Here is a 17,573-nt window from a genome sequence, read left to right as displayed (position 1 = left end):
GGGTTAATATGTATTAATCTGCTCTGTTACTTGTCGCCAACCTGGCTGATATAACCGATTTTAATTAAGTAAAATAAATTTTATACCAATCATGATTGAACAGGGAACTTACCTAAAGTCGAAAATTTATGATTTAATGAACCTGATGATCAACGATGAAAGCGGGTTGTTTGAAGTAGGCGATTTGGATGGTTATATTGATAAGTTAATTGAAAAAGCATGTATCATAACTATTATGGCACAGGATGCTTTACAGGGTTTTTTGGCTTATTATGCCAATGATTATGAGAATAAAGTTGGGTTTATCTCCATGCTGATCATTGATCCTTCTACAAAACGGATGGGTTATGGCCGAAGGCTTGTTGAATTTGCATTAAAAGATTTAACAATGAAGGGATTTGAAAAATGCCGCACCGAGGTGAATGCTGACAACATCAAAGCAGTAAATATTTGTAAAAGGTTAGGCTTTATATATGTGGGTAATAACGATGTATATATGGTGTTTGAAAAACAGCTATAGTTTCCTCAAATAATCCTGATCATTTGCATTGAAAATTAGTTGTTGCTTTCACTTCGAAGCGTTTTTCAAAATGTAGAAAAGCGGCTCTTTGATATTATAGCTGAAGGGGCCAAAATCAAAAAAAGCATTTCCGATAAGGAGGTCGGGTTTTCCATCACCGTTTATATCACCGGCATCAAGAGTTACCGCACGTTCAAACTTTGTATCGGCAGGGAAAGCATATGGGACAAAGTTTAAGTTGCCGATGTTTTTTAGATATACAAAGCCTTCTTCAGGCTGCTTTGCATCGGTAAAAAGACTGATCGTTGCAAGATCAATATTCCCGTCACCATCAAAATCTTTAGCGATAGCTTTATAGCAGCCGTTTATAGGGTAAAAATATCGCTGTTTGTAATCGTCTTTTCCGTCGTTTAAAAAAATGTAGACACCATGGTATGGTTTTAATACCAGCGTTGCATTCCCGTTATCGCCGCAGGTGTAAACTATGTCTTTATACCCGTCATGGTTCATGTCAACCATTTCAAAGTAGGATGACCCATAGATCGGCGGGAACCTTAAAATTTCCTTTGAATCAAATTTGCCGCTCCCTTTGTTTTCGAAATGGAAAATCCCTTCTTCGCCCTGTGCAAAAAGCACGTACAGGCCGGATAATTTTTTATCCTTATAATCAATATATGCTTTTATGGCTCCGGGTAAATTACTTATTACATGCTTGGTAAAAGTGCCGGTACCCAAATTTTCCATCCAGCAAAGCCCGCCCGTTATACTCCCAAATTCACAAATAACATAGTCGGTTTTGTTGTCGTTATTCAAATCGGCCGCCAGTATTTGAACCGGGCGACCAAGCTTATTGAATACAGGCTGAGATGCTAATTGCATTTTGCCTTCGGCGGAAATGGTTAATGGGGTTATAGTCCCCAGTTTATCACTGTTGGCACCTAATTCATTGCCTATGGTGCAGACCATGGTATTGCCATGGTCGAAAAGCATATCAACCACAGGGCCGGTTGTTGATACCGAATCGATGATATTTAATTGACCTGATAAAAGATAAAGCTTTTTTGTTTGCCCGTTGGCAATAAAAACACGGGCGGGCTTAACGCTGTTGTCAATTCTTACATAGCAGCCCAACACCTGTTTGCCGTCAAATGATTGCTGTGGTTTTTGGATGTTAAAAAAGGGAAGCTCCCGTTTAATAGCCATAGGCCTGTTTTGTGCAGGTAAGGCAATAGGGGCGGTGTTCATGTAATAATCGATAATATCCTGCCATTGTTCCTCATTTAATGCGGGCTTGTCGGGCACAATCAAATCGTCGCCCTTAATTGTACCAACGTATGATTCGCCTCTGTAAGCTTTAATGCCCATACGTAAACCCATTTGCGGAAATACATTTTTCCACTTAAACCTGTTAAGCAGGGCTGGGTCGGGCAGCATATGGCACGAGCGGCAGTATTGTTGAGATAAGATCTTTCCCCTGGCAATGCTTTGAAGGGTTGCCAGGGGGTAATCGGTACGTAGATCTGTACCGGCATTATCCTGTTTGTTTTCAGAGAAATGCCATATTGAATAAACTACCAAAACGGTTATGACCAAAACAATCGAACCAACAATTACAACTTTGCGATTTTTTGCAGGACGGTGACTATCAGGTTTATTATTCATGAATATTTTAGAAGGCGTTTAATATACAAAAGCTAAAAACAGAATGCACAAAGCTTAAAGCTAAAAAATATTAATCGGTGAGAGTAGTTTTTAAATACATAACCCCTGGACATTTGCCCCGGGGTTATTTAAAATCAAAGTATTAATCTTTAGTATCCTGGGTTTTGTACCAGTTTTTTATTCTTGTCAATTTCCGCTTGCGGAATTGGCATCCAGTTTTGCCGCTCGAAGAAGGTATTGGTAAATATCTTAACCGGGGTATACGTTAGCCCTGACCCACCGGCTTCGATCTTCATGCCATATTCCGGCGTGGTAAGCACACCGTTTGTGCCGGTAGTTATCAGCCATCTGCGGATGTCAAACCATCGCTTATCCTCAAATGCGAGCTCAATACGCCGTTCGCGACGAATATATACACGCATTTGATCCTTGGTTAAGCCGGCTTTTACAGCAGGCAAGGCAGATCTCGCCCTCACCTTATTAACCGCGTCATAAACCGACGCATCCGGTCCAACCGCTTCATTTTGCGCTTCGGCATAACTTAGCAATACTTCCGCATAGCGGAAAATAATGTAATTGGCAAAACTTGGCGCCAGGTTGATACTGGTTTGCCCGGTGATGCTTTCATCAAGCGTTTTACGGGCATAATAACCGGTATTGGTGATATCGCTTGCAGAAGCAAGATCTATCTGGTTACTGCCGCCTATCCGCGTTTTTATGATATCTCCCTGCCAGGCTGCACCATCGTATAATATAGATTGATAAAAACGTTGCTCACGATGGGTGTAAGGGGCTTGAGGGTTATATCCTGAAGCCGCATCTGTAATAGGCAAGCCATTATCCATCGAGTAATCATCAATCAGGCCCTGTGTTGGAGCAAGGTTTCCCCATGACTGCTGAACGCCGTTGACATAAACCGGGCCCAGGTAACCTTCCCGGTGACTACCCTTTGCAGGCCCTGTAGCATAACCACGGGCAAATATCGTTTCAACATTCCAGTTGTTTGCCGATAGAAACTGGTCGGCATAAGAAGTAGCCGAAGTGTTGAACAGGCTATAAGTACCCATATCCATCACTGATTTGTTGGTAGCTGCTGCTTTACTCCATTTTCCCGCGTCATTGGCCGTGTTTACCAACGGACTGGCTGCAAAAAGCTCTACCCAGCCCTTAAGTGTTAATGCGGCGCCTTTGGTAGCTCTCCCGGTTTGTGCTGCTTTTGTGGGTAAAACAGCGGCTGCGGCATCGCAATCAGCCTCAATAAAAGCAACAGTCTCATCAATAGTGCCACGGGCGGTAAAAATGTCGCTTCCATTCCGGTTGTCAAGTGGGACAGTAATAATAGGCACCCCGCCATAAGCTGTGAACAACAGTGAGTAGAAGTAAGCTCTTAGAAATGTAACCTCCGCAACGCGTTGCTTATACCAGTCGTCGGTATACTTTGCTTTATTTAAAGCAGCCTGCTGCAGAAATACATTGCATTTTCGTATTTTGGTATAGTTCCCTTCCCATGACCACATACTGCCGGGGCCGGTAGGTACGTTGCTTGGTCCAATTGAACCAACCCTTACTGTAGCTTGCCCGTTTTCCCAGGCCGCTCCGCAAAAACTATTATCAGCATATTGCTCGGTAAGCTGATAGTCGTTATTGACATCGGGAATTTGATTGTATATATCGTTCACAAAAAGGTCTGCGTTACCTTGCGAATTGAATGTCGCTTGGTCTGATAGTGATGCTTTATTCGTAACATCTAAAGAGCTGTCCTTTTTACAACCACTGATACTTATAATAAGCAAAGCAAGTAAAAAAAGCTCTCTGTATTTTATAAAATTCTGTTTCATCGCTTTTCTTATTTTTAGTTAAAAGGTGACATTTAAACCTAATGAAAATACACGCTGTTGGTAGTAGTTGGTATTGCTACCGCTGTTTTCAGGATCAATGATCTCCTTTACGTGCGGTAAGTAGTTAATAACGTTTTGACCTGCAAGATAGATCCTAATTGATTGAATCTTGTTTTTCAGTAGCCTGTTTGACAAAGTGTAACCGAGTTCAAAGCTTTTTAATCTGATGTAGGAGTCATTCCTGACAAACCAGGACGAGGTTTGTGTATTATTTGAGGTCGGTGTACCGGTAACCCTCGGATATAAGGCATTTGGGGTAGAAGGTGTCCAATGGTTGTCATACACCAACTGTGACGCCGAACCAGACGCGTTGAATGGGAAGGCGAAATAGTTGCTGATAACAATATTACTATTACCCGAACCTTGGAATAAAACATCAAGATCAAAGTTTTTAAACGTTAACCTCGGTTCCAGACCATAGATGATCTCCGGGGTATTTGGATGACCGATTACCGTTTGATCGTTAGCATCTATCTTGCCGTCTGGTTTTCCATCGGGCCCACTTAAATCAGCATATTGGATATCACCTGCTCTAACCGTCCCGAAAGAAGGAACTGGTATACCAGCTTTCAATGATCCATCTGGGTTAAAATCTGTTGTTTTAAAATAACCTAATGCCTGGTAGCCGAATATCGTGTTTAAAGGCCTGTCCGTCTGTCTTCTGTTAGGATTATTTGCCGTTGCGCTGTTTTCGAAAGTTTGTAATAGCTTGTTCCTTGCAAATGTAAAAGTACCCGTAACATCTAAACGCAGGTCTTTTGAGAAGCTATGGGAACTTTGCAATGTCAGATCGATACCATGATTGCTCATGATGCCTCCATTTACAAGGCCCACGCCTAATCCATATTCTCCAGGTAGCGTGTTTGCGATACTCACAAGCATGTTGCCCCTTTTTTCATAAAAGTAATCTGCCTCAATATTTAAAAGGCCTTTCCATAATGTAGCTTCAAACCCGATGTCGGTTTTCGTTGCTTTTTCCCAGGTAATATTAGGATTGCCCTGCCTTGTTTCGTAGATACCTTGGGTAGCGCTGCCATTGATAACAGCGGAGTTTGCGTAAGGTGTGTAGGGGCTTTGATACTGATATGTTTGGATTGTGCCACCGAGCCTTGGATATGCACCTGATTTTCCCCAAGATGCCCGGATTTTTAAATTGTCAAGCCAGAGAATATTGTCTTTTATAAATTTTTCTTCAGACAAGCGCCAACCGGCAGAAAAAGCAGGGAAAAAGCCATATCTGTGGCCGGGTGCAAATAAATAGCTTCCGTCATATCTTCCTGACGCTTCAAGCAGGTATTTTTTGTCATAGGAATATCCCACCCTATAAACATAACCAATTTGTTTTTGGCCTTCGGAATGACCGAAGTTAGTTGCATCCGCGGCGGCCGGGCCACCAAAATCCAGTTCGTCAATATTAAGGTTATAATTGTATTTAGTGGCACCAAAAATTTGATATTTTACGCGGCGGCTTTCAAATACGCCTAAAGCCGTGATATCGCTTTTACCAAATGAACCTGAATACGATAACAAGCCCTGTATAGTTAATGTGTGATTTTGGCTGTAGTTTTCGGTAAATGTAGCTTTATCATTGCCTTGTATACCTGTATTGTAAGTGTAAGGAATATGGCTTGTGTCAACGTTGTAAAAAGGTATCGGTGTGGCGTAAATACGCTGGAAAGATGTTTGATTTCCTGTGAACAACGGATCAGGCCCATTATCATAACTAATTACGCCCTTCAGGCTTAAACCTTTGATCGGAAGCTTTTGGTCAATAGTAAACTGCGACAATACGGCCGTATTTTCATTAAATTGATAACCGCTATGATAAATTTCGCCTATTAATGATTGACCGATATAGCCAGACCACAAGCCATTACTGTAGTAAATAGGTGTGGTTGGTGCCTGGCGTTGTGCCTGACCTATAATCGTTGCAGCACTCTGGGATGGGAAATGCTGATCCTCTACATAGCTGTTCACAGACAATGATATTGTAGTGGTTTTAGTAGCGTTTGCCGTTAGGTTTAACGAGCCATTGTACTTGTTAAGATAAGTTGTGCTCCACATACCATCCTGGTGCGTATAACCTAAAGCAGCAAAATATTTAATATCTTCTGTACCGCCAGATAGTGTTACGTTATGATAGGTTATGGGGCGGTTTTTTTGGATAATTTGCTGTAAAGGGTGACCATCAGCGTGACCATCAGGATCTGAATGGTCTTTGAATTTTTGAAGATCGTCATCTGTTGCAAACGGAACATAAGGAACACCTTGATCTTTTGCATCATTGGCATTGGCCTCATTACGCAGCAATGCATACTCATACGAACCCACAAAGGTTGGTACTTTGGTGGGGTTCTGGAGGCCATAATAACCGTTATAAGTTAAAGTAGGTTTGCCCGATTTACCTTTTTTGGTAGTAACCAGTATTACGCCATTTGCGCCCGCCACACCATATGGAGCAACAGCAGCAGCGTCTTTTAATACCGATACGTTTTCGATAGTGTTTGGATCAAGACGGCTGAAATCGCGTGGCACACCATCAACAATAAGCAGGGGAGAACTGCCGCCGGTTGATCCGATGCCCCTGATCAATATGTTTGAACCGTCATAACCTGGTTCGCCGCTACCCTGGGTTATGATTAAGCCAGAGGCACGGCCAACAAGGCTGTTGGTTAAGTTAACCACCGGTTTTTTCGCAATTTCGGTAGTTTGAATGGTTGATACGGCTGCAGTTGAAGATGTTTTCTTTTGGGTACCGTAACCTACCACGATTACCTCATTCAGGTTTTTGGCATTTACCTGTAACCTGATGGTTACCGAGGTTTGTCCGTTCAACGGGAACTCAGCCTGTTCATAACCGATGTAGGAAATCACCAGAACTGCGTTAGGGTCGGCATTAAGCGTGAAGCTACCATTTACGTCTGTAACGGCACCTGTGCTGGTTCCTTTGATTTTTACAGATGCGCCGATGATGGTTTCGCCGGTGGTTTTGTCAATTACTTTACCTTTAATAGGTACAGCGGCGGTATATCGGTTAAGTTTTATTCCGCTGAAAGAATTAAAGACAATAGCTGCATAGCTGCTTGTTTGCATAGCTATCAGCAGGATCAGTGATAAAACTACTGACCCGGATTTTCTTCTCAAAGATATTTTATCAGGTAAAAAATATTGCATAATTGGGAGTGATTAGAATTTAAAACTTGGCATTTGTTAATGCGTTTGGATCGTGGTCCGTTTTCCTTTTTCCTTTTTAGTTTTTCTGTCTTGCCATAATTTTTTGTTAGGTTATGAAATGAGTTAATAGAATAATTGTTAAAATAACAGTTTAAATTTAGGGCGCAATTCAGGTAGTAATTTCAAAGAACAATGGTAGCTTCCCGTTTTAAGCTTGCATTAATAATTATAGCCTGGTGTTTCTTAAAACTTAAGAAGCTATATTATTGAACAACATCAGCAGGCAATTTTTAACAAATAAAAAATCTGTACGAAAAGGCTGTATAATTTTTTTGCAGGGTATAACAAACAGTCTATGTTAATTGGTAGCGACAATTAAGCGCTATTTTTTTGGAAAAAAAGGGGGTAAAGCTGTAAAAAAAAGGGGATAAAATCCATTATATGCAACGTTTTTAAAATAAAACGGTCTTATGTCCCTGTTTTTGGTGAGGAATAATGTATATATGACAATTTTAAAAGGCAGCAAACAAAATGTATTGATCCGGCGCTTTAATTTTTTTGATACACCCGAACGTAATCAACTTCAAACCGTTTAGGGAATTTTGTGGCAGATGGATCGCCACCATTGTCGCCCCCTATTGCAAGGTTCAGCAATATATAATGAGGCTGCATAAAAGGGTTAAATTGAGTGCCGTCCTGATTAATAAGATCTTTTAGCTCGACATGATTGAGCAGGCTATCATCTACATATAAACTTATAGCTGTGGCATCCCAATCCATGCGCCAGGTATGAAATTTCTTACTCCAGTTGGCTTTGAAAGTATTGAGGGTCTTGGTGTTACTATACCATTTGGCTTTATAGGGCAAAGCCGTACCGCAGGCAATATTAGCCAAAAGCTTATTCTGGTAATATTCCATAATATCAATTTCTCCGTTAGACGGCCAGGGCTTTTCGATACCTAAGGTCCAAAAAGCGGGCCATAGGCCGGCATCGGTACTTATACGGCCGCGCATAATAAAGCGGCCGTATTGGAAGCTGTGTTTGCCCCTTGTATTGATGCTTGACGATGTATAATTTATAAATTGTCTTTTCTGTTTCCAGTTGGTACTGTTAGGTACGTACCCAGGATTTGTCAGGTGTACCCTCTGTGCTTCGATTATCAATTTGCCGTGGCGGCAAATTGCATTTTGCTCCTGATACCATTGATCTTCATTATTCCGTACAAAACCGGATTCAAATGCCCAATTATCCGGATTAGGAGAGCCGTACTCGTCAAACTCATCTGCCCAAACCAATTTATAACCGCCCACCGTATCCTGTTGGCATTTACCGACGAGCGGAATTGCTATCAGCAGTAGGACAGTAATTATTTTAGTAATCATAATAATGAAATAAGTTTAAATCTTAAATGATCTTATTGATTTCGTCCGAAGCAAAATAAGGCATAGTTTAACGCATAAAGGAGGGATAAAACCATAAACTAAAGGGGGAGAAAATTATGTTCAAGGTTGTTCTTCTTTTTTAAGACAGCTGATGTTTCTTCTTCCCAATTTTGCACCATTGATATTTAATTTACGGGAGGTTTTTCAAACTCGTTTAAGCGATAGGAGACCTGGAAATTTGCCCGGTGTTTTCTGATAAATTCTGATGGATTGACGCCGAATTGTTTGTGAAATTGTTCCCTGAAATATTTGATATCGCTGATACCTACCTGTATTGCCGCCTCATTGATATTACAATTGGTTTGGATCAGGAGCTCGGCGGCTTTACGCAAGCGAACAAACCTGATAAAGTTGTTGATAGACTGACCGGTAGTGCTTTTGATCCTTTTAAATAATGTTGGATAACTAATGCCGACTGCATCGGCAAGGGCATAAACATCAAAATTGTCGCTGTTGAAATTTTGCTCAATAACAGCAATACAGTTGTTGAGCAGGTCTTTATTTTCCCGCGAAATATTAATGGCTATGTTTTCCTTCGTAACCTCCTTATAAAAATATTGCTGAAGTTTGGTTTTATTCCTCAACACACTTTTAACCCTTGCTGTGAGCAATTCTTTATCAAATGGTTTTCGCAAAAAGTCAATTGCGCCTTGTTCAAGGCTTTTAACCATAATATCGGGTGTGGTATCGCCGGTGAGCAAAATAACCGGGATATGCTTTATGGCTGCATCATCCATAATCATTTTACATAAATCCAACCCGTTTATTCCGTCCATTACAATATCGCTGATGATCAGATCTGGTATGTATTTTTTAATCAACTCAAGACCGGTTGTTCCATCTTTTGCTTCAAGAACTAAATAGTCGGCAAAAAATATTTTTTTGATATATGTCCTGATCTGTTCATTATCGTCAATAACAACGAGGGTATGCTTTTCCTGGCTAAACAGTTCAAGCTTCTGCAATTCATTATTTTCTTCAACCAAATCTTTGCTGTCATGATCTATAAGGTCATTTACAAAATTATAGTCAGGAGCTGTTACAATATTTATCTCCTCTACCGAAAAGTGTTTTATTCCTTTTGATAGCTTTAAGGTAAAGGTTGTTCCGCCATCTTTATTATTTAAATAGTTTATCGTGCCCTTATGGCAATCAATAAATACTTTAACCAGGTACAAACCGATACCGAAACCCTTTTTAAAGTAATTATTATCCTTTACCTGGTAGAATTTATCAAACAGTTTATCGCCGGTTTCGGTATTGATACCAATACCATTGTCTGTTATTTTAAAGTAAACATGTGTGTCATCTTCTTCCACAAAAATCTTGATGGTGCCGTGATCTGGTGTAAACTTAACGGCGTTCGAAATAAGGTTAAACAATGAGATCTCTATTTTTTCGACATCGGCAAATACCGTAATATTCCTGCTGGTTGTTTCAATGTTAAAATTCAGGTTTTTGATTTTAGCCTGATGTGCAAAGCAGGAAAATACCTCTTCGCATACCCGCACAAAATTTATCTCACTTATATTTAACTGCGGGTTTTCGCTTTCAGTTTTGCGGAACAGCAGTAGGTGATCTACCAATCCTAATAAGCGCCGGGCATTCCTATATACCGTATTTAGCTCGTCCGAATGGCTTTTGTTTTTCTCAAGCAGATCCTTGATAGGATTAATGATCAGCGTAAGCGGCGTTCTGAACTCGTGCGAAACATTGGTAAAAAAAGCGAGCTTCTTTTCATTCAGTTCTTTTTCCTTTTCAACATTTAAGTTAGCCAGGTTAATTTCAAATTTAAGCTTTGCCTGCTTTACCCGGTATAGGAAATAAAGGTACATTATCCCAAAGATAATAACCAGGTATACCCCGTAGGCCCACAACGTTCTGTACCATGGCGGAAACACAATAACTTTAACACTGATCTGTTTCGGCATCCAGTTTCCCCGGGTGTCTGTAGCTTTGATCCTTAGCCTGTAATTGCCTTCATTTAAATGAGTGTAATATGCAGATTTGGTCTTGCCCACATAGTTCCACCCATGGTCCCATCCCTCAAGATAATAAGCGTATTCAATTTTATCCGGAAACGAATATTCGAGCGCCGTGTAATGAACGGTAAGCGCAGCCTGTTCATAATTAAGCCGGATTGTTTTAAGATCCGCTACAGATTGATTTTTGAGCAATTCGCTGGAGCCATCGGTTTCTGAATTGTCAATTTTCAAGCCGGTAATGCGAAGATCGGGCCTATGGTCTGCTACCTGTATGCTGTCGGGATTAAAAATGTTAAATCCATTAATCCCTCCAAAGGCCATATTGCCCGATTGAAGCCGGATAGCCGCGTTGTAATTAAATTGGAGGCTTTGCAAACCGTCAGAAACAATATAATTTGTAAACTTATTTTTTGCCGGGGAAAACCTGCTTAAACCATTGTAAGTACTGCACCATAGGTTTTCTTTATTGTCGATAAGGATATTAAGGATGGAATTACCCGGCAAACCATTGGCCTTGGTATACCTCACACGGACCATATCAGGAAGGTTGAATTTTAACAATCCACCACCCTCAGTTCCAACCCATAAATGATTTGAATTATCAGCCGCTATGGTTCTGATGCCATAACCCACATTAAAAAAATGATGAGCCTTCTTAACGGTATCTATTTTAATGAGCCGGGTGTAATTGCCTGCCCACAAGTTTCCATTACTGTCTTCAAATATAGCATGTATGTTAACGAGGTTTTCATCAAATAGTTCAAAGCGGTCATTTTTTCGGTTATAAAGATACAATGGGCCGCCCCTGGTAGTACCTGCCCATAAATGGTGCCTGGAATCTTCAAAAAGTTTCCATAGGTTTCTATCGGTTGTTTGAGTTAATGTATTATAGCAGTTGTAATGCTTGAATTTGCCGGTAGCTTTGCTAAACTGGTCAATACCACCGTTGAAAGAAGCCACCCATATTTTATTATCGAAGGTTTTAAGTATGCTCACGATAAAATCGGTACTCAGGCCCCCACCGGTTGATGCATGAGTATAACCGGTGTATAAATTATTTTTTATGTCCCAGTAAGAAAGCCCGCCGCCATCTGTGCCTATCCATAGGTTATGCTTTTCATCTTCACAAAATGAAAGGATAAAATTGTTGATCACGCTGTTTTTATTGAAGGGATCATTGTTAAAAAGTGCGAACGGCTTTTTAAAGTTGTCTACGACACTAACCCCGCCGCGCAGGGTTGCTATCCATTTTCTTGATTCCATGTCATGATAAACCGCGGTAACAGCCCCGCTGCGCAATGAACCTGCTTTGTTACCATTGGTAATAAAAGTGAGTTTGCCACTATCTGTATTTAAAATATTGATGCCGCCACCGTCGGTAGCTATCCAGATATTACCTTTTTCGTCGAGAGTTAAATTGGATATGTTATCGCTTGTAAGTTTATCAATAGTCTGGTTAAACCTCTTGATAGCTAGTGTTTTACTGTTAAATATAAACAAGCCGTTTTCGGTGCCTATCCAAAGGTTACCCGCTTTATCTGAAAGCAGGCAACTGGCACTGTAAAGTTGAGTATTGATGATATTTATACGATCAGATTTTGGATCGTATAAACCCAGTCCGCGGTTTTTTACAAATACCCAAACTCCTGCCCGGGTGAGGCATAATGCTTTTACACTATAATTATATTGGTTGGTAAGGCCCGTTTGCAGGTAAAGTTTCCTGGTTTTATCATATCTCAATAATCCCAGCTCATCGGATCCTATATATATGCTACTGTCCTTACCGGTTACAATAACATTGATATTTGAAGCTATTTTTAACCGGTGCCCGCTGTTGTGCTCCCGGAAATATTCCGGATAGAAATAAGAGTTGGGGTAATTATAAAAAACAAGCCCGCGTTGTGTGCCTATCAATATTTTGTTACCAACACCATTTAAGGCACTTATATGATTGTATGGGAGGGATTTGTTGTTGTTCCACTCGTTTCTGTAGACTTTAAATTCATCACTGTCATACCGGTTTAAGCCATCATAAGTACCCATCCACATAAAACCATATTGATCCTGGTAGAGAGATGTAACCGCATTATTAGATAGTCCGTTTTCGATACCAAGATACCGCACGGGCTGCCCGGCTGTGAAACCAAAAACATTTAGGTAAACGAAAAGGAACAGGAAACTAAAGTATATTTTCGGATTTAAGACGTTATTTATCCTACTATGCATTATAAATTATTAGTTAATAATTGGTAAGTAAAAATATCAAATTGATTTACAAAAGTGTCTTGTTTTTTAATCCAAGTGATAATGTTACAAAGCAAGGGCAGGGGTAGTGTTCATGGTGCTGTTTTGAGTATATGTCTATAGTTAATTGCTTCTATACTACCAGATAGTTTTCTGTATCTTGATTTTTACAGGCAATTTATTTTACCCCCTTAAATTTAGGGCTTTACCCCCTTTTTTTCTAATTCTATTATTGCATTTTTGATCAGCAGCCAGTTAAACCTATGTAGCAATCTGCTTTTTTATTTTTCGGGCAATAAACTAATAGTTAGATAATAAAAAAATATGTTATGATAAAGCGTGGACTCATTCTTTCAACACCGAGTGTTTTATTTTTAATAAGCCTGTCCATATTACTGGCGTTTAAACGCCCGGATCCAAAATTGAAAGTTAAGTGGGAACAGCTTTTTAACGGAAAGGATTTAACGGATTGGACTGTTAAAATCAGGAAACATCAATTAAATGAAAATTTTGGTAACACCTTCAGGGTTGTTGATCATAAGATCCAGGTAAGTTATGATCAATATGAAAAATTTGATGACCAGTTTGGGCACTTGTTTTACAAAAAGCCTTTTTCTTATTACCTGATAGGGGTAGAGTATCGTTTCACAGGTAACCAGGTAAAAGGCGGCCCCGGATGGGCGTTCCGCAACAGCGGAATTATGATACATGGGCAAGATCCTAAAACTATGAAGGTAGACCAGGATTTTCCAATATCCATTGAGGTTCAGTTGTTGGGCGGTAATGGTAAAGATAAACGGCCGACGGCGAACGTGTGCACCCCTAGTACACAGTACGTTTTAAATAACTCGGTAGTTAAAAGTCATTGCCTGGATTCAAAATCGGAAACCTTTCATGGCGATCAGTGGGTTAGGGTGGAGGCCCTTGTTTTGGGCGATTCGCTGGTGGTACATTATGTAAACGGAGAAGAAGTGTTACGTTATCAGCGTCCGCAATTAGATCCCGTTGGCAGCGCAGAGGAGGGTGCGTTGTTAAAAAGCGGTACAATTTCCCTGCAAAGCGAAAGCCATCCAGTTGAGTTTAGGAAAGTTGAAATTGTTAATCTTGAAAAATACGCGCATGATCCTCAGAAATTAGCCGACGTAATTAAGCAGTTGACCGCTGAGAAACGGATTCCTAAACAATAAATAAAATAAAAAGACTAATTTGACTGCCTTTTACCTGTATAATTAAAAAATAACAATGTTAAAGTTTTCCTTAACCCTATTCCTCTGTTTCTCTTTCATTTTGACGTTCAAATATTTTGCAAATATCCACAGTAACGAAGCGGGACCCACTAAATCAAATACTTTGGCTTCAATACGAGGACAAAGTCATTCTAAGAGCGATTCGCTCCATTGGCCAGCCGGCTTTACAATCACCAGGTTTGCCGGACCTGAGCTTACACCAAGTCCGGCTTGTTTAGCTGTGGCTGCCACAGGCGAGGTGTTTGTTGGCGTTGATATGATTGGTTCGCTGGGTAAAGATCCCGGGAAAGGGCGGATAATTAAACTTATCGATAGCGATAATGATGGCAAGTTAGATAAGCATACAGATTTTGCTGATGTTGATGATCCGCGCGGTATACTCATCATGGGCGACCAGGTTTTTGTGCTCCATACAGTTTTTTCAAAAGAAACTCTTAAGGCGACCGGTATGATCCTTGAAGTTTTTGAAGATAAAGATCATGATGGCATAGCCGACGGGCCGCCAAAACCACTCGTCGAGCACCTGAGTAATGCTCACATGCTGGTTGAACGCGGAACAGACCATGCTACTAATGGCATCCGTATGGGGATTGATGGATGGATCTACATAGCTGTTGGCGATTTCGGCTTTCATGATGCTACCGACCGCGATGGTAAAAAACTGACCATGCTTGGCGGCGGCATTATAAGGGTAAGGCCTAATGGCAAAGAAATGGAGGTTTATACTCATGGTACCCGCAATATTTATGATGTTGCCATAGATCCGTACATGAATGTATTTACCCGAGACAATACCAATGATGGCGGCGGATGGAACATCCGTTTTTCGCATCATATTCAATCGGGCGAATATGGTTACCCCTTATTATTTCAGCATTTTACAGATGAGATTCTGCCCGCCCTGGTTGATTTGGGCGGCGGTTCAGGCACAGGTTCGCTATTTATGGATGAACCTACCTGGCCCGAAAAATATAACCATGTACCTATGACGGCAGACTGGGGACGGAGCGAACTTTATATAAATAGGGTAAAACCAGATGGTGCCAGTTTTAAACAAACTGAGGAACCGTTTATTGAACTACCTCAGATCACTGATCTGGATGTTGATGGTTCGGGGCGGCTTTATCTTTCGGCCTGGGATGGCGCGGGATATTCGGGTAGTGCATCAAAGGGCTATGTTATCAGGGCTATACCTAATGGATGGAACTATAAAGCATTTCCTGATGTTAAAGCGCTGGCCGTAGCTGATTTGGCCAATATGTTAAAATCAGAAAGCGCAGTGGCGAGATTAAATGCTTCACAGGAACTTATTACAAGACCGGCTGACGAAAGCAGCAAGGCAGCTTTTGCCGTAGCATCAGATGCAAGTGTTGCTTTATATGCACGGGTGGCTGCTCTTTTTACTTACGGACAAATTGCCCGGGAGAGCGGAATAGCTAACCTTGTACAACTTACGGAGGATAATGCTTTGAGGGAATTTGCATTACGAGCCTTAACAGACAGGAAAGAAGGAATAGCACAAGTGCCAATAGCTCCCTTTTTGAACGGGCTGAAAGATCCGTCTCCGCGCGTGAAGGCTGCGGCAATTATAGGTTTGGGTCGTCTTGGCCGTTTAGACGCAGCTTCTGAATTACTTAAAACACAAGTTCCTGCAAGTTTTGCAGCGCCCGCTAAAAATACCGAAGGGCCGCACGCCACACCCAATTCGGCCATAATACTGCCCCACCTGGCTGTGAGGGCACTTGTAAGCATGAATGCGGTTGATGCATGCGTTGGTGCAATTGGAACTACCAATTCAACATTAGCATTATGGGCATTGCGATATATGTACGATACTAAAGCGGTAAATGGTTTGATTGCTGCTTACCCTAAAATCAAAGATGTAAAAATAAAGAAACAAATATTGGTAACCCTGGCACGCCTTTATAAGCAGGAAGCTCCTTATGATGCATCCTGGTGGTGGGGAACCCGGCCCGATTCACATGGCCCAATTTACAAAGGTATAACCTGGGAAGGCTCGGCTCGTATCGAGAAGTTCCTGACGCTTGAACGAAGCAAAGCAGGCGCTGCGGACAAACAATTTTATGCCGACCTGAATGAGCGCCACCAAATGGGAATTACAGCTTTTGGCGGTGAAGAAAAAAGTGTTCCAACAAAAGAGGTTAAAGTAGATTTGTCAAAGATCCTGAACAAAAAAGGGCAGATCGGTAATTCATCTATTGAAGATGTGATGTTGATGTTAGCCAAAGTTAAAGGAGATCCAAAGAAAGGAAGGGCACTCTTTACGCAGCAAGGTTGTGTAGCCTGCCATAGCCTTACCCGTGGCGAAAAATTAAAAGGGCCGTTTATGGGACAGATAGGATCTATCATGAACCGCCAGCAAATTGCCGAATCCATCCTAAAACCCAGCGCTTCTATTTCGCAGGGATTTGCCACGGTGATGATCACAGCTAAAGGAAATAAAAATTATATGGGATTTATTACAGATGAGTCTGCCCAAAAAATAGTGATGAGAAACATTACCGGAGATGTATTTACCATTAAATCCAGCGATGTGATTACCAGGAAGGAACTGAAAACATCTATGATGCCTGTAGGGCTTGCCAATGCATTATCATATGATGAATTTGCCTCATTGGTTACTTTTCTATCTCAGCAAAAAAATTGACATTAAAAGCGAATTAATTAGTTATTTGAAAATCGACGGCCATGAAGTATCTTGGTATCTAATTAACCTGCAATCTGCGTTATGTTTACGTAGATTGCAGGTCGAAATCTAAAGCCACAAATATGCAACACAAAGCTATATCACTCAGGCCGTTCATCGGTGCAAAAGATTTTGAAACCTCTCGCAGTTTTTATCGTGACCTGGGTTTTGAGGAGGTTGTGTTGGATCCTAATATGTCGGTGTTCAAGACAGGTCAGCTGGCATTTTATCTTCAAAACGCATATGTTAAAGATTGGATAGATAACACCATGTTGTTTCTGGAAGTTGATGATGTTGCCCGCTACTGGAACGAGTTGCTGGCTCTTGATCTGCCTGCAAAATATGCCGGAGTAAGATTAACCCCAATCCGTGTAGAGCAATGGGGTAGGGAATGTTTTTTACATGACCCTTCCGGAATCCTCTGGCATTTTGGTGAATTTTTTAATAAACTTTAGTTCTTATAGCTCCATTGCAGGCATTAATGCCTTTTTATTTCCCAACCGATTTTCCGACTGATCGAGGATAATATCAAGGCCGAAAACGGCGCGTAACGCTTAAACATCAATGAAAGTCCGCTCAGTATCTGTACACCTTTTGCAAAGGATAAAAATATCCTTTGCCTCTTAAACCTGCTTAATTAATCTCGTAGCTTGATCATTACTCTGCCGGCACTTAATAAGCTTTAAGTGGATG

At 41.0% G+C, this 17,573-nt stretch carries 9 protein-coding genes; 4 read left to right on the top strand and 5 right to left on the bottom strand.

Annotation, left to right across the window (positions count from 1 at the left end):
- Positions 1 to 91 precede the first annotated feature (91 nt).
- The gene (locus IEX80_RS08960; RefSeq protein ID WP_176627586.1) at positions 92 to 520 is read left to right on the top strand and encodes a GNAT family N-acetyltransferase; all 429 of its coding nucleotides are present in this window, start codon (positions 92 to 94) and stop codon (positions 518 to 520) included.
- A gap of 48 nt (positions 521 to 568) precedes the next feature.
- Here the strand turns inward: IEX80_RS08960 and IEX80_RS08955 are convergent, their stop codons facing one another.
- The 5 genes from IEX80_RS08955 to IEX80_RS08935 all read right to left on the bottom strand — a co-directional run bounded on the left by IEX80_RS08955 (position 569) and on the right by IEX80_RS08935 (position 12,908).
- On the bottom strand, positions 569 to 2,182 hold the full coding sequence (locus IEX80_RS08955) for an FG-GAP repeat domain-containing protein (RefSeq protein ID WP_188832689.1): 1,614 nt from the start codon (positions 2,180 to 2,182) through the stop codon (positions 569 to 571).
- A gap of 149 nt (positions 2,183 to 2,331) precedes the next feature.
- Entirely contained in the window at positions 2,332 to 4,020 is a 1,689-nt protein-coding gene (locus IEX80_RS08950; RefSeq protein WP_176627584.1) for a RagB/SusD family nutrient uptake outer membrane protein, read from the bottom strand.
- 18 nt (positions 4,021 to 4,038) lie between these two features.
- Positions 4,039 to 7,224, bottom strand: a complete 3,186-nt coding sequence (locus IEX80_RS08945) for a SusC/RagA family TonB-linked outer membrane protein (RefSeq protein WP_229701569.1) — start codon at positions 7,222 to 7,224, stop codon at positions 4,039 to 4,041.
- 579 nt (positions 7,225 to 7,803) lie between these two features.
- Entirely contained in the window at positions 7,804 to 8,637 is an 834-nt protein-coding gene (locus IEX80_RS08940; protein ID WP_188832688.1) for a glycoside hydrolase family 16 protein, read from the bottom strand.
- A 185-nt stretch (positions 8,638 to 8,822) separates the two neighbouring features.
- Positions 8,823 to 12,908: a hybrid sensor histidine kinase/response regulator transcription factor gene (locus IEX80_RS08935; protein ID WP_188832687.1), complete on the bottom strand. Its 4,086-nt coding sequence runs from the start codon at positions 12,906 to 12,908 to the stop codon at positions 8,823 to 8,825.
- Positions 12,909 to 13,255: 347 nt separating this feature from the next.
- On the opposite strand from IEX80_RS08935, the gene IEX80_RS08930 reads away from it, so the two are divergent.
- The 3 genes from IEX80_RS08930 (at position 13,256) to IEX80_RS08920 (ending at position 17,335) form a co-directional block, all read left to right on the top strand.
- Positions 13,256 to 14,113, top strand: a complete 858-nt coding sequence (locus IEX80_RS08930; RefSeq protein WP_188832686.1) for a 3-keto-disaccharide hydrolase — start codon at positions 13,256 to 13,258, stop codon at positions 14,111 to 14,113.
- Between the two features lie 163 nt (positions 14,114 to 14,276).
- Positions 14,277 to 16,841: a DUF7133 domain-containing protein gene (locus IEX80_RS08925; protein WP_229701568.1), complete on the top strand. Its 2,565-nt coding sequence runs from the start codon at positions 14,277 to 14,279 to the stop codon at positions 16,839 to 16,841.
- 122 nt (positions 16,842 to 16,963) lie between these two features.
- Positions 16,964 to 17,335 carry a VOC family protein gene (locus tag IEX80_RS08920; protein ID WP_188832684.1) on the top strand — a complete coding sequence of 124 codons (372 nt, stop codon included), beginning with the start codon at positions 16,964 to 16,966 and terminating at the stop codon, positions 17,333 to 17,335.
- The last annotated feature ends 238 nt before the right edge of the window (positions 17,336 to 17,573 follow it).

Origin of the sequence: Mucilaginibacter rubeus, assembly GCF_014643835.1 — a bacterium.
GTDB lineage: Bacteria > Bacteroidota > Bacteroidia > Sphingobacteriales > Sphingobacteriaceae > Mucilaginibacter > Mucilaginibacter rubeus.
This window is presented reverse-complemented; position numbering and strand designations above follow the sequence as displayed.